At 73.2% G+C, this 17,828-nt stretch carries 15 protein-coding genes and 3 pseudogenes; 10 read left to right on the forward strand and 8 right to left on the reverse strand.

Annotated features, from left to right (window positions below):
• Nucleotides 1-549 (reverse strand): annotated as a pseudogene (locus ACZ7GZ_RS32805) (hypothetical protein); the annotation flags it as partial.
• A 321-nt stretch (nucleotides 550-870) separates the two neighbouring features.
• Here ACZ7GZ_RS32805 and ACZ7GZ_RS32810 point away from each other — a divergent pair.
• Nucleotides 871-1,128: a DUF5133 domain-containing protein gene (locus tag ACZ7GZ_RS32810; RefSeq protein WP_471029783.1), complete on the forward strand. Its 258-nt coding sequence runs from the start codon at nucleotides 871-873 to the stop codon at nucleotides 1,126-1,128.
• 352 nt (nucleotides 1,129-1,480) lie between these two features.
• Nucleotides 1,481-2,398 carry an SGNH/GDSL hydrolase family protein gene (locus ACZ7GZ_RS32815; RefSeq protein ID WP_471029785.1) on the forward strand — a complete coding sequence of 306 codons (918 nt, stop codon included), beginning with the start codon at nucleotides 1,481-1,483 and terminating at the stop codon, nucleotides 2,396-2,398.
• Nucleotides 2,399-2,451: 53 nt separating this feature from the next.
• Here ACZ7GZ_RS32815 and pgm read toward each other — a convergent pair whose 3' ends face one another.
• Nucleotides 2,452-4,092 (reverse strand): phosphoglucomutase (alpha-D-glucose-1,6-bisphosphate-dependent), encoded by a 1,641-nt coding sequence (pgm, locus tag ACZ7GZ_RS32820; protein ID WP_471029788.1) that lies wholly within the window; start codon nucleotides 4,090-4,092, stop codon nucleotides 2,452-2,454.
• Nucleotides 4,093-4,250: 158 nt separating this feature from the next.
• Between pgm and ACZ7GZ_RS32825 the strand changes: the two genes are divergently transcribed.
• Complete coding sequence (locus ACZ7GZ_RS32825; RefSeq protein WP_471029791.1) at nucleotides 4,251-4,871, forward strand: DUF4328 domain-containing protein; 621 nt, start codon at nucleotides 4,251-4,253, stop codon at nucleotides 4,869-4,871.
• A gap of 10 nt (nucleotides 4,872-4,881) precedes the next feature.
• Here ACZ7GZ_RS32825 and ACZ7GZ_RS32830 read toward each other — a convergent pair whose 3' ends face one another.
• Nucleotides 4,882-5,721 (reverse strand): chitosanase, encoded by an 840-nt coding sequence (locus ACZ7GZ_RS32830; protein WP_471029794.1) that lies wholly within the window; start codon nucleotides 5,719-5,721, stop codon nucleotides 4,882-4,884.
• A gap of 332 nt (nucleotides 5,722-6,053) precedes the next feature.
• On the opposite strand from ACZ7GZ_RS32830, the gene ACZ7GZ_RS32835 reads away from it, so the two are divergent.
• The 4 genes from ACZ7GZ_RS32835 to ACZ7GZ_RS32850 all read left to right on the forward strand — a co-directional run bounded on the left by ACZ7GZ_RS32835 (nucleotide 6,054) and on the right by ACZ7GZ_RS32850 (nucleotide 8,317).
• Nucleotides 6,054-6,236 carry a hypothetical protein gene (locus ACZ7GZ_RS32835; RefSeq protein ID WP_471029795.1) on the forward strand — a complete coding sequence of 61 codons (183 nt, stop codon included), beginning with the start codon at nucleotides 6,054-6,056 and terminating at the stop codon, nucleotides 6,234-6,236.
• Nucleotides 6,237-6,324: 88 nt separating this feature from the next.
• A complete protein-coding gene (locus tag ACZ7GZ_RS32840; RefSeq protein WP_471029797.1) occupies nucleotides 6,325-6,948 on the forward strand; it encodes a DedA family protein in 624 nt (207 codons plus the stop codon).
• A 521-nt stretch (nucleotides 6,949-7,469) separates the two neighbouring features.
• Nucleotides 7,470-7,643, forward strand: coding sequence for a CsbD family protein (locus ACZ7GZ_RS32845; protein ID WP_471029798.1), 174 nt, complete (start codon nucleotides 7,470-7,472; stop codon nucleotides 7,641-7,643).
• A 236-nt stretch (nucleotides 7,644-7,879) separates the two neighbouring features.
• A complete protein-coding gene (locus tag ACZ7GZ_RS32850; protein WP_471029801.1) occupies nucleotides 7,880-8,317 on the forward strand; it encodes an ATP-binding protein in 438 nt (145 codons plus the stop codon).
• Between the two features lie 45 nt (nucleotides 8,318-8,362).
• Here ACZ7GZ_RS32850 and ACZ7GZ_RS32855 read toward each other — a convergent pair whose 3' ends face one another.
• Nucleotides 8,363-10,105, reverse strand: a complete 1,743-nt coding sequence (locus ACZ7GZ_RS32855; protein ID WP_471029803.1) for a thiamine pyrophosphate-binding protein — start codon at nucleotides 10,103-10,105, stop codon at nucleotides 8,363-8,365.
• Nucleotides 10,106-10,295: 190 nt separating this feature from the next.
• On the opposite strand from ACZ7GZ_RS32855, the gene qcrB reads away from it, so the two are divergent.
• Nucleotides 10,296-11,936, forward strand: coding sequence for a cytochrome bc1 complex cytochrome b subunit (gene qcrB, locus ACZ7GZ_RS32860; RefSeq protein WP_471029805.1), 1,641 nt, complete (start codon nucleotides 10,296-10,298; stop codon nucleotides 11,934-11,936).
• Nucleotides 11,937-11,955: 19 nt separating this feature from the next.
• Nucleotides 11,956-12,753 (forward strand): annotated as a pseudogene (locus tag ACZ7GZ_RS32865) (4Fe-4S dicluster domain-containing protein); the annotation flags it as partial.
• On the opposite strand, the pseudogene ACZ7GZ_RS32870 reads toward ACZ7GZ_RS32865, so the two are convergent.
• Both ACZ7GZ_RS32870 and selA read right to left on the reverse strand, forming a co-directional pair.
• Nucleotides 12,720-13,412: pseudogene (locus tag ACZ7GZ_RS32870) on the reverse strand (GTP-binding protein); the annotation flags it as partial. The pseudogenes ACZ7GZ_RS32865 and ACZ7GZ_RS32870 sit on opposite strands and share 34 nt — an antisense overlap.
• Entirely contained in the window at nucleotides 13,412-14,767 is a 1,356-nt protein-coding gene (gene selA, locus ACZ7GZ_RS32875) for an L-seryl-tRNA(Sec) selenium transferase (protein WP_471029903.1), read from the reverse strand. The gene selA and the pseudogene ACZ7GZ_RS32870, both read right to left, overlap by 1 nt.
• A 339-nt stretch (nucleotides 14,768-15,106) precedes the next feature.
• Here selA and ACZ7GZ_RS32880 point away from each other — a divergent pair, with 339 nt between their 5' ends.
• Entirely contained in the window at nucleotides 15,107-15,472 is a 366-nt protein-coding gene (locus tag ACZ7GZ_RS32880) for a hypothetical protein (protein WP_471029807.1), read from the forward strand.
• A 37-nt stretch (nucleotides 15,473-15,509) separates the two neighbouring features.
• On the opposite strand, the gene ACZ7GZ_RS32885 is transcribed toward ACZ7GZ_RS32880, so the two are convergent.
• Together ACZ7GZ_RS32885 and ACZ7GZ_RS32890 are read right to left on the reverse strand one after the other, a co-directional pair.
• Nucleotides 15,510-16,550: an MASE1 domain-containing protein gene (locus tag ACZ7GZ_RS32885; protein ID WP_471029809.1), complete on the reverse strand. Its 1,041-nt coding sequence runs from the start codon at nucleotides 16,548-16,550 to the stop codon at nucleotides 15,510-15,512.
• 438 nt (nucleotides 16,551-16,988) lie between these two features.
• Nucleotides 16,989-17,813, reverse strand: a complete 825-nt coding sequence (locus tag ACZ7GZ_RS32890; protein ID WP_471029810.1) for a PP2C family protein-serine/threonine phosphatase — start codon at nucleotides 17,811-17,813, stop codon at nucleotides 16,989-16,991.
• Nucleotides 17,814-17,828 lie beyond the last annotated feature (15 nt).

The raw sequence follows: 17,828 nt of genomic DNA on the forward strand, positions 1-17,828 counted from the left end.
CTCCGGATACACAGGCTTGACCGGCACCGCAGGCTTCTGCGGATACACCGGCTTGACCGGAACCACCGGCTTCTGCGGGTAAACGGGCTTGACCGGCACCACCGGCTTGACCGGCTTCTCCGGATACACAGGCTTGACCGGCACCGCAGGCTTCTGCGGATACACCGGCTTGACCGGAACCACCGGCTTCTGCGGGTAAACGGGCTTGACCGGAACCGCGGGCTTCTCCGGATACACCGGCTTCACCGGAACCACCGGCTTCTCCGGATGGACCGGCTTCACCGGGTACGCGGGCTTCACCGGATGAACCGGGTACATGGGCTTCACCGGTGCGGCAGGCTTCGCCGGATGAACCGGGTACGCCGGCTTCATCGGGTGAGCGGGCTTCTCCTGGTGATGCGGATAACCGGCCTTCTTCGGGGCCGGCGGGTTCGGGGTGGTGTGGTCCTGTGCGTAGGCGGCTCCCGCGTTCGCCAGCGTGACTGCGGCGAGCGCGGCGACTGTAGCGGCCGACGCCAGAACGTATCGCCGTCGCGGCGATGTCGTCATTCTTCCCACTCTCCTCGACTTGGGTCAGAGCTTTATGACGGCTGGTCAGTCCCAAGGGCTCGATAGTGGAATGATCAGGAAATCCGAGGCATGAATAACGCTGTGGAGGCCATAAGCCACCGGATGGGGGAGCGTAGGGCACCAGTTGGCCCGGTCGGCGACGGCAATCCGGTGCAAGCCGGTGACGACGCGGGGTGCGGGCCGGCACGCCGTCGCGGCACCGCGGCGCCAGGTGATCCGCCGCAGTGGCATGCCACGCGCCGCTGCGGGTAGTCGCGCTGCGACTTCGTACACCGGCGGCCCACCAGGGAGGCGGAACGCATGCTGATGGCACACCCCGCGGTGCTGAAGGACCTCATCGCCCAGTACGAGACCCTCACCCTCCTCGAGGCCGGCAAGAGCACCCCGCAGGCCCGGCAACGACTCGCGGACGTCTCGTACACGCTGTGCGTGGCCACCGGTACCGGTGACGCCGACATGGCCCTGATCGCCGCCCGTCACCGTCTCTCCGGGGCCCGGCCGGACGACGACTCCCTGCTGCAGGCGTCCGCCTCGCCTGAGGCGCCGTCCGGTGTCTGAAGCGGGAGACGGCGGACGGGCCGCGGGCCGGAACCGCTGCCCACCGGGCGCGGCCCGCTGAACGCACCGGTTCCTCGGGCGCGGCTGCGCCCGTTCCGCTGCACCGCTGCTCCCACTTTTTCAGGCCGTTGCTCCCGCTCATCGGCGCCGCTGCACCCCTTCGGCGCCGTTGCCCCCGTCACCCGGCGCCGGTGCACCCCGTCCCCGGCGTCGGCGCACACGCCCCCGAACTCGTTGCTCCGCGCTTCTGGTCGGCGACACCTACCGGGCGGTATACAGGGCCGGTCGAACGCGCGAGGGGTGCTCCTGGGTGTCGCCCCCGCGCGATGTACCGGCCTCAGGGGGAGGACTCATGGCGAACGACACGCGTCCGGCGGACGGCGCGAGAGGCCGGCGGCGGGCCGCCGTGCTGGGGGCGGCGCTGGGCGGTTGCGCCCTCGTCGCCGCCTCCACGGCACCGGCCGCCGCACACCCCGACGGACACGGCCGCGGCCTCGGTTACGTGGCCCTCGGCGACTCCTACACCTCGGGCCCCGGTATCCCGCGCCAGGTGGACGCCGGCTGCGCCCGCTCCGACCACAACTACCCCTCGCTGGTGGCGGCACAGCGCCGGGTGACCGCCTTCACTGACGTCAGCTGCGCCGGAGCGACGACCGCCGAGATGTGGCGGGCGCAGGGCACCAACGAGCCCCAGCTCGACGCGCTGGGGCGGGGCACCGACCTGGTGACCGTTCAGATCGGCGGCAACGACGTCGGGTTCGGCTCGATCATCACCACCTGCGCCCACTTGGCCGCCCAGGATCCGGCGGGCAACCCCTGCGAGCGCTCCTACGAGGCGTCCGGATACGACGAGCTGGCCCTGGCCGTCCTGCGGACCGCGCCGAAGGTCGACCGGGTGCTGCGGACCGTGCACGCGAGGGCGCCGCACGCGCGCGTGGTGGTCGTCGGCTATCCGGACCTGCTGCCCGACGACGGCAGCGGCTGCTTCCCGCAAGTGCCCTTCGCGCAGAAGGACTTCGCGTACCTGCGCGACACCGAGAAGCGGCTCAACCTGATGCTGCGCGTGGTGGCCGGCGTCAACCAGGCCGAGTACGTCGACACCTACGGCCCCACGGTCGGGCACGACATGTGCAAGGCGCCCGCGGACCGCTGGATCGAACCGCTGCAGCCGGCCTCGCCCGCGGCACCGGCGCACCCCAACGCCACGGGCGAGCAGGCCATGGCGCAGGCGGTCCTGGACCGGCTGGGCGGGCGGCACGGGCGCGGCTGAACCGGCGGCGGCCACCGGACACGCCCGTGCCGGGGGCCGCCGTACCCCACGCCTCAGTCGCCGAGCGCGCCCAGCACCACGGCCTGGGCCTCCTCCTGCACGCGGGCGAGGTGGCCGGGGCCGAGGAAGGACTCGGCGTAGACCTTGTACACGTCCTCCGTGCCCGACGGGCGGGCCGCGAACCAGGCGTTGTCGGTGGTCACCTTGATGCCGCCGATGGCGGCGCCGTTGCCGGGCGCCTCGGTGAGCACGGCCTTGACCGCCTCTCCGGCGAGTGTGTCGGCGGTGACCTGGGCCGGGGACAGTTTGCCGAGCAGGGCCTTCTGTTCCCGGGTCGCGGGCGCGTCGATGCGGGCGTAGGCGGGCGCGCCGAAGCGGGCGGTCAGGCCGGCGTAGTGCTCCGACGGGGTTCTGTCCGTGACGGCCGTGATCTCGGAGGCGAGGAGTGCCAGGATGATGCCGTCCTTGTCGGTGGTCCACACCGAGCCGTCGCGGCGCAGGAAGGAGGCGCCCGCGGACTCCTCGCCGCCGAACCCGAGGGTGCCGTCGGCCAGTCCGTCCACGAACCACTTGAACCCGACCGGAACCTCGACGAGTTGCCGGCCGAGGTCGGCGGCCACCCGGTCGATCATGGTGGAGGACACCAGCGTCTTGCCGATGCCCGTGCCGGCGGGCCACTGCTCGCGGTGCCGGTAGAGGTAGGAGATGGCGACCGCGAGGTAGTGGTTGGGGTTCATCAGGCCCCCGTCCGGGGTGACGATGCCGTGCCGGTCGGCGTCGGCGTCGTTGCCGGTGGCGATGCGGTACCGGTCGCGCTGCTCGATGAGCGAGGCCATCGCGTACGGCGAGGAGCAGTCCATGCGGATCTGGCCGTCCCAGTCCAGCGTCATGAAGCGCCAGGTGGGGTCGGTGTGCGGGTTGACCACGGTGAGGTCGATGCCGTGCTGTTCGGCGATGCGCCCCCAGTAGGCGACGGAGGCCCCGCCGAGCGGGTCGGCGCCGATGCGCACGCCGGCCGCCCGGACCGCGTCCAGGTCGAGCACGCTCGGCAGGTCACCGACATAGGCGCCGAGGAAGTCGTACCGCCCGGTGGTGTCCGCGGCGAGGGCCCGGCCGTAGGGCATCCGGCGTACGTCCTTCAGGCCGCCCGTGATGATCTCGTTGGCCCGGTCCTGGATCCAGGAGGTGGCGTCGGAGGCCGCCGGGCCGCCGCTCGGCGGGTTGTACTTGAAGCCGCCGTCGGCGGGCGGGTTGTGCGACGGCGTGACGACCACGCCGTCGGCGAGGCCCGAGGTGCGGCCCCGGTTGTGGATGAGGATCGCGTGCGAGACGGCGGGGGTGGGCGTGTAGCCGTCGGCGCCGTCGATGAGGACGGTCACGCCGTTGGCGGCGAACACCTCCAGGGCGGTGACCTTCGCGGGCTCGGACAGGGCGTGGGTGTCGGCGCCGAGGAAGAGGGGGCCGTCGGTCCCCTGGCCGGCGCGGTACTCACAGATGGCCTGGCTGGTGGCGGCGATGTGGTCCTCGTTGAAGGCGCTCGCCAGGGACGAGCCCCGGTGCCCGGAGGTGCCGAACGCCACCCGCTGTGCCGGGTCCGCCGGGTCCGGGTGCAGTGCGTAGTACGCCGTGACCAGCCGGGCCACGTCGACAAGGTCCTCGGGACCGGCCGGCCGGCCGGCTCGCTCGTGCGGCATGAGTCCGCTCCTCCGCATCGTCGGATCGATCGCTCACCGCCCATCTTTCCTCGTCAGGGCCCTGACACGCGAGTGGGCCGGCCCTATGATCCAGTGCTCCGATCTTCGCGCCGTGCTGCCGTCCGCGCAGGGCGCCTTCCTCAGACAGGTGTTCCACCGTGACGGGTTCCACCGCCCAGGCTCCCTGGTTCCTCGCTCGCTGTGCCCAGTTCGCCGTCCCCGCGGCGGCCGGTGCCGCGCTGGTCCGGGCGCTGAAAGTCCGTACTCATCTGCTGCATCCGTCGACGAGCACGGCCTCCGAGTCCGCCCGGGTGTCGATGATCGTCGGGTACGTGGGAACGGCGGCGGCCGTGCTGTTCCTCTTCTGGTTCGCCCGGTGCCGGCGCAACGCCGAGCTTCTCTCGCCCGGCGCGGTGCGCGGCTCGGCCGCGTGGGCCGTTCTCGCCTGGCTGCTACCGGGAGTCAACTTCTGGGCTCCGCGCGGGCTGCTGCTCGACGTGGAGATCGCGAGCGGCCCGGCCGGCGCGGACCGGGGCCGCGGGGATCTCCTGGTGAACGTGTGGTGGGCGGCCTGGTTCGGGCACGGCGTTCTGGCCCTGGCGGTGATGAACCTGGGCGGCGACACCTCGCTGCCGCTGCTCGTGGTGGTGCAGGCCCTCGACCTCCTCGCCGCCGTCCTGGCGGTAATCCTGATCCAGCGCATCACGGCACGGCAGGCCGCGGGGCTGGGTTCGGAACTTCCGGCACCCGCGCCCGCCGGCCTGCCGCACACCTCATGACCTGGGCGCGTCAGCCGATGTGGTAGCTGTCCCCGTACACCTTCCAGTCGAGCGGGGTGTTCAGGTCGAGGTTGCCCTTGCGCAGGAAGACCCGCTGCTCGGTGTCGACGCGGCTGGTGTCGCTGTGCGCCTCCTCCTGCTTCATGGCCCACACCCGGGCGTCGAGGAAGGCGTTGAGGTACGTCGTCTCGTCGCCGCCCTGGGCCGGCGGCTTGGCGCTGCGCAGGGCGCGCTTGCGTATGTTGCGGAAGCTGGTCGGGTCGTCGCCGTCGCCGTGCATGACGAGGGCGTCGTAGTAGCAGAACTGGCCGAGGGCGCGCAGGCCGTCCGCCTTGCCCCGGGCGACCGCGGGGTTGAAGTAGACGCGGTCGCGCTCGTCGTTCTGACACTGCTGGAAGGCGGTGTCCTGGGCGGCCTTGCGCCAGTCCTTGGGGAAGTTCGGGTCGAGGCCGGCGTGCGAGTCGGTGCCGTTGACCTTGCGCAGGGCGGGCAGGTACTTGGCGAGGACGTTGCCGGGTTTGCGGTCGGCGTAGAGCTGGACCAGGTCGAGCATGTCGCCGGTGCCCGAGCAGAAGCCGATGATGCCGGCGGTGTAACCGCGGCCGTCGCCGATGTCCTCGATGTACTTGTACTGGGCCTTCCAGTCGAGCGAGGAGTTCTCCGCGCTCGACACCAGTTCCATGGCGATCTCCTTCTTCGCCGGGTCGTCGAGGCCCGGGGTGGCCGCCGGGGCGGCGAGGGCGCGCTGGGTGCCGATCAGGGCACCGGAGGCTACGGCGCCGAGCACGGCGACGACGGTCCGGCGGGAGACGCGGGCGGGGGCTGTTGTTTCGCGGTCTGCGTGCACCACAGGGACTCCAAGGAGGGCTGGGGGGTGGCGAGTTGGTCCGTACCGATGCTGATAGGAAAGTTTCCTATCAAACCCTGCGGGCCACGGTAACCGGCATGCGAGAAGTTCGTAGGATCGAACAGCTCCTCACGAGAGCCCGAGCGACTCGACCTCGGGTAGGAGCTTGGCACTCGGTGACGAAAAAATCCGGCACTGAGTGACATAGACTCTAGACATAAGGAAAAAGTAGGACATAATGGGGATGGCTTGGACAGCGTTGTCATCGTCCGCCCACCGTCTTCTGCTCTCTTTTCCCTGCGTTCGTCCCGCGACTTCGAGGAGCCGCTCACCGCATGGCGTACGGATTCCACCGCAGCCCCCTTCTGCCTCCCCACCCCGACCTGACACGCGCCCGCGACTGCGAGCAGTGCCTCGGCTGGGGAACGGTCGTCACCCGCGACGGGGACCACGAACTGTGCCGCATCTGCCAGCCCGTCTCCGGCGACGACGAGGACACCTCCCCCGCCGGCCCCTGACGTACCTCACCCTGGACCACCGTCGCGTGGCCGTGAGCCACGTGGACCGAAGAGCCGGCCGCTGATCGCGGCGACGTACCGTGGAGGCATGGCCGCCCCTCCGCTCCCGGGTCCGCTGGCGCACCTGGCGCCCCTGCTCGGCAGCTACGGCTACTGGGCCGTGGGGGCCGTGGTCTTGGTGGAGGACTTCGGGGTTCCCGCGCCCGGCGAGACGATCCTGCTGGCCGCGGGGGTGTACGCGGGCGCGGGACGGCTGAACGTCGTCGCCGTGGCGGTCATCGCGTTCGTCGCTGCCGTCGCCGGGGACAACATCGGCTATCTGATCGGCCGATTCGGCGGGCGGGCCTTCGTGCACCGGTGGGGCCCGTACGTCTTTCTGACGCCGAAGCGGTTCGAGGCCGCCGAGAGGTTCTTCGACCGGCACGGCGGCAAGATCGTCACCGTTGCCCGGTTCATCGAGGGCCTGCGCCAGGCCAACGGCATCATCGCCGGCACCACGGGCATGCACTGGCGCCGCTTCCTCGTCTTCAACGCGCTCGGCGCCGCCCTGTGGGTCGGCCTGTGGACGACCCTGGCCTACCTCGTGGGCCACCACATCACGACCGTCTACGACGAGGTCTCGCGCTACCAGCTCTACGTCCTGATCGCCGCCGCCGTCCTGGTCGCGGCCCTCGTCGCAGGGCACTTCGCACGACGGCGGCGCGAGCGCTGACCCGACCGCACCGCCCGCTCAGCCGCCCACGGCGCACTGGGCGTGCAGGTGCTCCAGCGCACCCCGCACCACGGTGCGCCGGTACCAGGACAGCCACACCGCCAGGTCGTGGACCAGGGTGTCCAGCGCGGCCTCCTGGCCGGGATCTGTCGGACCACTATCCGCTGCGGGCCTGCGCCGGCAGGGGCAGGACGTCGTGCAGGGCCTGCCGCTCGCGCGGGGTGAACTCCTCGAGGGCGCGCGCGAGGCGGCTCACGGACTCGGATCGGCGCTGCTCCAGCAAGGTCCGTCCGGCGTCGGTGAGGGAGACGATGGCCAGCCGGGCCAGTACCGAGGCGCCGGACAGCGTCAGGTCGCCGACCTCGTGCGCCTGCCGCAGTCGGCGGACGATCCGCCTTTATCAGTCTGGACTGTTCAACCAAACGTAAGTAATCAGGGATCCGGTTCGCTGGTTTGGACCGCGGCTCAGCGGCAAGCCGACAGGGGACCACAGCACCGAGTACGTGGGGATGTGACACCTGATGGCTGGCAACCAGAAGGCGAAGGCCAAGGCGGAGCAGGCCAAGGGGAAGGCCAAGGAGGCCGTGGGCCGCGCCGTCGGCAACGAGCGCCTTGAGGCCGAGGGCCGCGGGGAAGCCGCCCGTGGAGATGCCCGGCAGGCCAAGGAGAAGGCCAAGGACACCTTCAAGCACTGAATGCCGACCCTGACAGGCGGCTCCTCGGATTCCGAACGGGTCCGGGAAATCCAGCGGAGGCTGATTTCCCGGACCCGTTCCGTCCGGCGTGCCTGTGACCAGGGGCTCGTGAGCAACCGGAGGATTCCCGGCGGCCGTCCCTTTGCTCGGCGGCCCGGCGGGTAACCGGGCAGCTGACGGGCGATCCCGTAGGGACAGGAAGGGACCCTGGCCCCGGACGAAAAGGGCAACGACGTATGGACATCCCGCACGCGACCACGCAGGACCGCCCCGCGCCCCTGCGCTACAACCGCACCTGGGGCATCGGCGTATCCAGCATCGGCGATGCCAGAGACGCCGTCGTCGCGCTGCTGTCCCGGGTGCGGCCCGCGCCCGCGCGACGCTCGGTGCAGGATGCCCAGCTCGTCGTCAGCGAACTCGTCACCAACGCGGCCCAGCACGCCCCCGGCCCGTGCGCCCTGCACCTGGAGCTGCTGCCCGGGGCCACCGCGCTGCGCGTCACGGTGGCGGACACCTCCCCCGAGCTGCCCCGGCGGCGCCCTCCCGATCCCGGCCGGGTCGGCGGGCACGGGCTGCATCTCGTCGCGATGCTCTCCCGCGGCCTCGAAGTGACCTGGCTGCCCCACGGCAAGCAGGTCACCGCCACCGTGCCGCTCACCGCCGAGGAGGGGTGAGCCGGCCCGCCTTCCAGCGGTGGGGTTCCGGGCGCCCGACGGGGTTCAGCGCGCGGCCCGACCGGACGCGCGCACCGGCTTCGCCAAGGCCTTCGCCGACCGCTTCCCCTCCGTGCCGGTGACGGCCGTTCGGTCCGCGCCGGGCGCCCAGTCCGGTGGGGTCTCCCCGTCCACCACGAACTCCAGCACCGTGGGTCCGGGCCGGGCGAGCACGTCGGCCCAGACCGAGGCGACGTGCCGGGGCCGGTCGCAGCGGACGGCCGGCAGGCCCGCCAGCCGCGCCCACTCGGCGTACGGCATGGCGGGGACCTCGGCGGACAGCGGGATCAGCGGATCGCCGGCCGCGGCGCGGCGCTGCCAGGTCAGCCGGTTCAGGTCGCCGTTGTTCAGCACGCAGAACACCAGCGGGGCAAGACCGGCCAGCCGGTCCAGGTGGCGGCGGACCGTGATGAGTTCGTTCAGGCCGCCGCTCTGGAAGGCGCCGTCGCCGACGAGGGCGACGACCGGGCGGTCGGGGGCGGCGAACCGGGCGGCGACGGCGTAGGGGACGGCCGCGCCCGGCATCGCGAGCCGGGCGGACAGCAGTGCGCGCATGCCGTTGCGGAGACGGAGGTGGCGGATCCACCAGTCCAGCGAGGTCCCCGAGTCGGTGACGACGACGGCCCGGTCGGGCAGCCGCTCGGACAGTTCGGCGACGACCAAGCGCGGGTTGACGGACGTACCGAAGTAGCGGCTGGCCTTCGCTTGCCCCTCGGTCCGCCAGGCCCGCACCGCGTCCTCGACCCGCGTGCGCCACGTACGGTCGGGGGCGCGGTGCAGCAGGGGGATGAGCGCTGCGAGTGCCGTGGTGGCGTCGCCGTTCACCCGCACGGCCGCACGGGCCCGGTCCAGGGGGCAGTCGGCCGGTTCGGGGTCGACGGTGACGATCCGGCACCGGCCGGGGCCGGGCAGCAGCGCGGTGTCCAGGTCCTCCGCGCCCACGAGCAGCAGCGTGTCGCACTCGCGCAGCAGCGCGGCGGCGGCCTCGCTGCCCAGGGTGCCCGCCACGCCGGTGAGGTACGGCAAGTCGTCGGGCAGGGCGTCACGGGCCAGGGCCGTCGTCGCGACACCCGCGCCGAGGAGCGCCGCCACGCCCGCCGCCTGCCCGGACGCGGCGCGCCCCGCGTTGCCCACGACCACGGCCGGTTTCCCGGCGCCCTCCAGCACCTCGGCCGCGCGCCGGATGTCCCCCTCGTCCGGCGTGCGCACCGGCGGGTGGAAGTCGGCGGGTACGGCGCCGACGCCGTCCGGCCCGCCGGGCGCCGAGGCCGCGAGGACGTGGCGGGGTACGACGAGGCCCGCGACGCCCCGGTCGGTGAGCGCGGCACGCACGGCCCGGTTCAGGGCGTCGCCCATCAGCTCCGGCGCAAAGACCTCCTCGCAGAAGACGCAGACCTCCGCCAGGTGGCGCACGATCCGGCCGCCGGGACGCCGGGCGCTCTCCGCCTCCCCCACGACGGCGAGCACCGGAGCCCGGTCCGCCGCCGCGTCCCAGAGCCCGCCCAGCAGCCGCAGCGCGCCCGCGCCGGGCGGGGCGAGGCAGCAGCCGAGGCGGCCGGTGAGCTTGGCGTCGGCGCACGCCATGAGGGCGGCGGACTCCTCGCCACGCGCCTGCACGAACCACGGCGCCTCCGGCCCGCCGCCGAGCGCGCCGACCAGCGGGTCGACCTCCAGTCCCGGCACGCCGTAGACCCGCTCCACCCCCCAGGCCCGCAGCCGGGCGGCGACGATCTCGGACACGTTCCCCACGCCGACCTCCTCACACCGGCACCCCCGTCCGGGCGCCGGGTAGCCGCGCGCGGGTCCGGGCAAACGGACGGTGGCGCCGGGTACGCCGTCCGACCGTGCCGTTTCGGGCGAGCGGAGCCAGGGCACCCGTGCCACGCTCGAAACAGAGCACCGAGAGTGAGGGGCCCGGCACGGGCGGAAGGCGGGCGCGATGACGGTGTCCGAGGAGCGGCGGGCGGCCCGGAGCGAGGGACGCGGTGAGCGCCTGGTGTCGGCGCTGGACCAGCGGCTGCCGGTCTCCTCGGCCGGCAAGGAGTTCCTGCGCAAGGCGTTCCCGGACCACTGGTCCTTCCTGCTGGGCGAGTTGGCGCTGTACAGCCTGCTGCTGCTGGTGCTGACGGGCGTCTGGCTGACGTTCTTCTTCCACCCGGACATGACGGAACGGCCGTACACCGGCTCGTATCTGCCGCTGCGCGGCACGATGACCTCCGAGGCGTATGCGTCGGTGCTGCACATCAGCTTCGACGTGCGCGGCGGACTGCTGGTCCGGCAGGTGCACCACTGGGCCGCGCTGGTGTTCGTGGCGGCGATCGGTGTGCACCTGCTGCGCATCTTCTTCACCGGCGCGTTCCGGCGGCCCCGGGAGGTCAACTGGACGGTGGGGGTGACCCTGTTCCTGTTCTCCCTGCTGGAGGGCTTCTGCGGCTACTCGCTCCCCGACGACCTGCTGTCCGGCACCGGTCTGCGCACATCCCAGGGCATCGTGCTCTCGATCCCGGTCGTGGGCACGTATCTGTCGTTCTTCGTCTTCGGCGGCCAGTTCCCGGGGCACGAGATCATCTCCCGGCTGTACATGGTCCACGTCCTGCTGGTGCCCGGCCTGCTGCTGGCGCTCGTCGGGGTGCATCTGACGTATGTCGTGGTCCACAAGCACACCCAGTGGCCGCTGCCCGGCCACAGCAACCGGAACGCGGTCGGCAAGCCGCTGGTCCCGCAGTACACGGCGAAGTCCGCGGGCCTGTTCCTCATCCTCTCGGGCGTGCTGGCGGCGATGGCGGCGCTGTTCCAGATCAACCCGGTGTGGGCCTTCGGACCCTACCGCGCGGACCATGTGTCGCTGGACGCGCAGCCCGACTGGTACGTGGGCTATCTGGAGGGCGCGCTGCGGCTGATGCCGGCGGCGGAGACGGACATCGCCGGGCACACGGTCGTCTGGGACGTCCTGCTGCCGGGCGTGGTACTGCCCGCGGTGCTGTTCCTGATCCTCTACGGCTATCCGTTCTTCGAGCGCTGGCTCACCGGCCCGAAGCCCGAGCAGCATCTGTGCGACCGGCCGCGCAACCAGCCGACCCGCACCGCGCTGGGCGCGGCGGCCGTCTCGGCGTACGCGGTGCTGCTGATGGCGGGCGGACAGGACGTACTGGCCTACAAGTTCGGCCTGCCGGTGGAACTGATCACGCGCTCCTTCCGCGCGGCGCTGTTCGTGGTGCCGTTCCTGACGTACCACGCCACCCAACGCGCCTGTCTGGGCCTGCAGGCCGCGGACCGGCGGCGGCTGCTGGACGGCGAGACGACCGGCGAGGTACGGCGCACGGCGGGCGGCGGCTACGAGGAGGCGCACACCCTGCTGTCCCGCGAGGAGGCCTACCGCATCCTCGTGCGCGACACGCCCCGGCCGCGCGCCGAGGGCACGGAGGCCTGGCGCTGGTTCCACAAGCACCGGCTGCGCAACGCCCTCAGCCGGTGGTACTTCGCCAAGAGCGTGGAGATGCCGGCCACCGCCTGGCAGGAACACCGGGTGGCGGTCGTGCGGGCGTCGCCGGGCGAGGTACCCGAGGAGGGCGAGGAGTGATGAGCGAGGAGGTACGGCGATGAGCGACGGCGACGAGGTCCGCAAGAACCTGCTGTACGGCCCGCAGCCGGACGTGGCCGGTGACTCCGGCTGGTCGGACGCCCCGCCGCGGATGGGCTTCTTCACCGACACCTCCGTGTGCATCGGCTGCAAGGCGTGCGAGGTGGCCTGCAAGGAGTGGAACGCCATTCCGGAGGACGGCCTCGAACTGACCGGCATGTCGTACGACAACACGCAGGGTCTGGGCGCCGACACCTGGCGGCACGTGGCCTTCATCGAGCAGCGCAAGCCGTTCGGCGGGCAGGAGCCCGGGGTCGCGCACGAGGACGTCGACGTGTTCGCCGCCGCCGCGCGGCTCGGCACCGACGCCGCCTCCCCCGGTCCCGGCGCCACCGCTCCCCCGCCCGGCGGGGCCCCCGAGGGCGCGCCCGCCGGGCAGATCTCGCCCGTCTCCCCCGACGGCCGCACCGAGTTGCGCTGGCTGATGGCCTCGGACGTGTGCAAGCACTGCACGCACGCCGCCTGCCTGGACGTGTGTCCGACCGGCGCGCTGTTCCGCACCGAGTTCGGCACGGTCGTCGTCCAGGAGGACATCTGCAACGGCTGCGGCTACTGCGTCCCCGCGTGCCCGTACGGCGTCATCGACCAGCGCGAGGACGACGGCCGGGTGTGGAAGTGCACCCTCTGCTACGACCGCCTCGGCGCCGGCATGGAGCCCGCCTGCGCCAAGTCCTGCCCCACGGACTCCATCCAGTTCGGCCCGCTGGAAGAGCTGCGCGAGCGGGCCCGGGCCCGGGTGTTGAGGGTCTGCAGCGCGCGCACCCGGAGCACGGCCGTACCGTCCCCGGTGGCCAGCCGGTCGCCGACGCGCAGGGTGCCCGCGCCGAGCGTGCCGGTCACGACGGTGCCGTGTCCGCGCACGGTGAAGGCCCGGTCGAGCCAGAGCCGTACGTCGGCGCCGGGGTCGGGATCCGTCAACTCGCGTGCGAGTCCGGCCAGTTCACCGCGCAGCTCGTCGAGTCCGGCGCCGGTGACCGCGCTCACCGCGACCGCGGGCACCTTGCCGAGGGAGGTTCGGGCCAGCCGTTCGACGGCGTCACCGCGCACGGGTTCGGGGTCGGCGAGGTCACTGCGGGTCACCGCGAGGACGGCGTGACGGACGCCGAGCGCGTCGAGGATGGCCAGGTGCTCCTCGGACTGGGGCTGCCAGCCCTGGTCGGCGGCGACCACGAACAGCACGGCGGGCACCGGTCCGACGCCGGCCAGCATGGTGGGCACGAAGCGTTCGTGTCCGGGCACGTCCACGAAGGCCAGACAGTCCCCGTCCGGGCCGAGCCGGGTCCACACGAAGCCCAGGTCGAGGGTGAGTCCCCGGCGGCGCTCCTCCTCGTAGCGGTCGGGCTCCATGCCGGTGAGGGCTCGTACCAGGGCGGACTTGCCGTGGTCGACGTGGCCGGCGGTGGCGAGGACCCGCATCACGCCCGCCCTTCCCCGGCGGGCCGGGCCGAGCGCACGGCATCGGCCAGCCGTGCGTCGTCCTGCTCGGGCACCGCCCGCAGATCCAGCAGACAGCGGCCCGCCTCCAGCCGTCCGACGACCGGGACCCGGCCGGTGCGCAGCGCGGTGGCGTACGGCTCGGGCAGGGAGAGGGCGGCGCTGGGCAGGGTGACCCCGGGTGCTCCGCCGCCGCCGACGGTGGCGGCGGACTCGACGGCCCGTACGTCGATACCGTCGGCGGCGAGGCTCTCGGCCAGCCGGTCGGCGCGGGCGCGCAGACGGGCCGGGTCGGCGGTGAGGGCGAGTGCGGTCGGGGTGGGCGGGCCGGAGAGGGTGGCCTCCAGCGCGGCCAGGGTCAGCTTGTCGACGCGCAGGGCGCGGGCCAGCGGATGCCGGGCGAGAGCCCGGACCAGCTCCTGGTCGCCGAGCAGCAGTCCGCACTGGGGTCCGCCGAGCAGTTTGTCGCCGCTGGCGGTGACGAGCGAGGCGCCCGCGCGCAGCTGCGTCTCGGCGTCGGGTTCCTCGGGCAGCGCCGGATGCGGGGCGAGCAGCCCGGAGCCGATGTCGACGACGACCGGGACGCCGAGACCGGTGAGTTCGGCGATCTCGGCGGACCGCGTGAAGCCCGTGATACGGAAGTTGGAGGGATGCACCTTGAGCACGAACCCGGTGTCCGGGCCGATCGCGGTGGCGTAGTCGGCGGCGGTCGTGCGGTTGGTGGTACCGACCTCGCGGAGCCGGGCGCCGGTCGTGACGAGCAGGTCGGGCAGGCGGAACCCGTCCCCGATCTCCACCATCTCACCCCGGCTCACGACGATCTCCCGGCCGGCCGCGAGGGCGGTGGCGGCGAGCACCAGCGCGGCGGCGCCGTTGTTGACGACGTGCACCGCGCCGGCGGCCGGCACCCGCTCGCGCAGGGCGGCGAGGGCGGAGCGGCCACGGCGCGCGCGTACGCCGGTCGCCAGGTCCAGTTCGACGTCCGTGGGCCCGGCGGCCTCCTGCACGGCCTGCCGGGCGGCGGCCGACAGCGGGGCCCGGCCGAGGTTGGTGTGCAGCAGCACCCCGGTGGCGTTGAGCACCGGGCGCAGGCCGCTCGCGGTACCGGGCAGCAGGGCGAGGGCGGTCGGCAGCACCTGCTCGGGCGGGATGCCTCCCTCACGGGCCAGCTGCTGCGCCTGGTGTACGGCGGCTTTGACCGCGGCGGCGCCGAGCCGGTCCACGGCGGCGGCCAGCCGGGGGTCGCACAGCAGGTGGTCGGTGCGCGGAATGCGACGGCGCTTGTCGGTGCCGTCCGGCGGCCGTACGGATTCCTCCGGCGGCCCTGCGGAGTCCATCGGCGGCTGTACGGAGTCCTCCTGTGGCCGTACAGAGCCGACCGGTGGCCGTACGGACTCCTCCGGTAGCCGTACGGACTCTTCCGGTGGCCGTGCGGTGTGATCCCATGACCCGTCGGTCGTGCCGGCGCGTCGTCGCGTGGCGGCCGAGCCGGGCTGGACCGCCCCGGCTCGCTGCTCGGCCGCGCTCGCCGTCCGCTGCTCCATGCCGCCGCTGTCCCTCCGGTCCGGCCCGGGCCCGTCCAGGCCGCGCCCATCGTCTCCCAGTGCCCCGGACCGGCCGTTCGACACGCCGGGACAGGTGTGGACACCGGCCGGCGTCCGGGTACCCGGCGCCGCATGAGCGACAAGGACCGCATGCACGACGACAAGGACCGCGGCCGGCAGGACGAAAGGGCCACGGCCGCCGAGCCCGCCGCACACCGCCGACGCGAGACGGAGCGCGAGCGTGCCTCCGCCCAGCCGTCCGACCACCCGTACCGGGAGCGCCGGGCGGGGATCCGGGCCCGGCGCCACGTGAGCGAGGCCCAGGCCGCCGCGGACGTGCCGCCGGGTGTCCTCGGTGGCTTCGGCACGACCGGCGGGGGTCAGGCCGGCGCCACCGGCGCCGCGCATCCGCCGGCGCACCGGGACACCACGTCCCGCAGGGCCCCCGCGGAGCCGGGCAGCGACGACGGGGGACCGGTGAACCGCTCCGGCCGGTGACGCGGGACCACGGTGCCCCGTCTCCTCCCCTCGCGTGTCACGTGGGTCCTGTCGGCCAGGCCCGGCCGTCCGTGTTCTCGGCGCTCCGGGCGTTCTCGGCGTCCGGCTGTGGCCGGGGCGGCGGGGCTTCGCCGGCGGTGAGGTGTTCCAGGACCTCGACCAGTTCCTGGCAGGCCCGCTCCACCGAGCGCCGGGTGTGGCGCTGCTCGGTGATCAGCGCGGACAGCAGGAGCGCGGTCAGCGCCATGGAGCCGTTGAACGCCTGGAGCTTCGCCATGACCTCGATCCGGCTCAGCCCGGCGAAGGGCCCGACGCCGTCCGTCGCGGCGACGGTGGCCAGCACGGACGTCAGCAGCGCGGACAGCACACTGCCCACCAGCTGGAAGCGCAGGGCGGTCCAGATGAGGAGCGGGTAGACGAGGAAGAGCAGACTGACCGTGCTGTAGACCGCCAACGGCACCAGACAGCCGGCGACGACGGTCAGCGTGGTCGCCTCCTTCCAGCGGGTCAGGGGCGGTGGCCAGCGCGCGCGGTGCAGCAACAGCAGGACGGGGGTGACGATCAGGACGCCCATGGCGTCGCCCACCCACCAGGCCAGCCAGACGAGCCAGAAGTCGGCCGCGTTCAGCTTGTCCGTGAGGACGAGGAGGCCGACGCCGACCGTGGCGCTGATCAGTGTGGCGGTCAGTGCGCCCAGGAACACCAGGGCGAGGCCGTCTCTCAACCGGCCGAGGTCGGTGTGGAAGCGGGCGCGGCGCAACAGGAGCGCCGCGCACACCGGTGCGCCGGTCTGGCCGGCGACGGTGATGAGCACGTCCGGGCGGGGGCTGGTGATGGACAGCACGGCGAAGAAGGCGCCGATCGTGATGCCGGGCCAGCAGGGCAGGCCGAGGATCAGCAGGGCGGCGACGGCGACGCCCGTCGGCGGCCAGATCGGGGTGACGACGGCGCCCTCGACGGTGAGTCCGCGCAGGAGTCCGAGGCGGGCGGCGGCGTAGTAGCAGGCGGCGACGGCCAGTACCTGGACGGCGTAGCCGCCCGGCCGGCGCAGAACCTCGAAACCCACCACAGCAGCCATCTCACACCGGCGGCCCCGGGTCGGCGAGGCGAGAGCCGGTGCCGTCCGGCTCTATGGCTGAATCCCCGCCCGGCCCGAGCGGCGGCTGACCGCCCCGGTCGGCGTGGGACCGGGGCCCGTCCCGGCGAGGGCCGGCTGCTGGGGTCAGCGCCGGCCCCGGGGCCGTTCTCGCTAGGCCGGCCGGTACGGGCAGCGCGGCCGGCCACGGTCAGCGCGGCATGCGCAACCGCCCTCACGACAGCCGGCCCATGGGGACGGCGCATCTCCCAGGACCGCCCTGACCAGGCCGACCGATACGCGTCAACGCCGGACCCAGGGCCTTCCTCGCGGCAGCCGAGTCGGCACAACGCCGGGCCCCGCACCGCTTCTCAGGGCCGCCAGCGCGGTCAGCGCCCGGCCACGGGGCCGTTTCTCGCGGTGGCCCGGCGGCCAGGTGGGTCATGCGTGGATTCCGTCCAGGCCGACGACGAGGACGGCCGCGTCGTCCTCGTGCCCCACGCTCTCGGCGCCCTTGATCACGGCGGCGGCCAGCGCGTTAGCCTCCAGGCCGGCGACGGCGGCGATACCGGCGAGGCGCACCACCTGGTCGAGGCCGTCCTCGACGGTCAGCGAGGGGCCCTCGACCACGCCGTCGGTGAGCAGCACGAACACGCCGCCGGTGGTGAGCCGGTGCCGGCTCACCGGGAACTCCATGCCCCTGTCGATGCCGAGCGGCGGTCCTCCCTCCTCGTCGACGACGCCGGACTTGCCGTCCGCCGTGGCCCAGACGAACGGGATGTGGCCGGCCCGTGCGCACTCCAGCACTCCGGTGGCCGGGTCGAGGCGCATGAAGGTGCAGGTGGCGAACAGTTCGCTGCCCAGCGAGACCAGCAGGTCGTTGGTGCGGGCGAGGAGTTCGCCCGGCTCGCCGGTGACGGAGGCGAGGGCCCGCAGCCCGGCCCGCACCTGGCCCATGAAGGCGGCGGCCTCGATGTTGTGCCCCTGGACGTCGCCGATGGACAGCCCGATCCGGCCGTCGGGCAGGGTGAAGGCGTCGTACCAGTCGCCGCCCACGTTCAGACCGAGGTTGGCCGGTGTGTAACGGACGGCGAGATGCAGGCCCGGTGCGGTGGGCAGGTCCCGGGGGAGCATGCCGCGCTGCAGGGCGATGGCCAGCTCGACCTGGGTGCGCTGCAGCTCCGCGCGCTCCCGTGCCTGGGCGGTGAGCGAGCCGAGCCTGGCCAGCAGCTCGTCGCCTTCGTCCATGGGGCGCTTGCGGGGCATCGATCACTTCCGGCG

The sequence above is a fragment of the Streptomyces sp. NPDC037288 genome, from assembly GCF_055603265.1.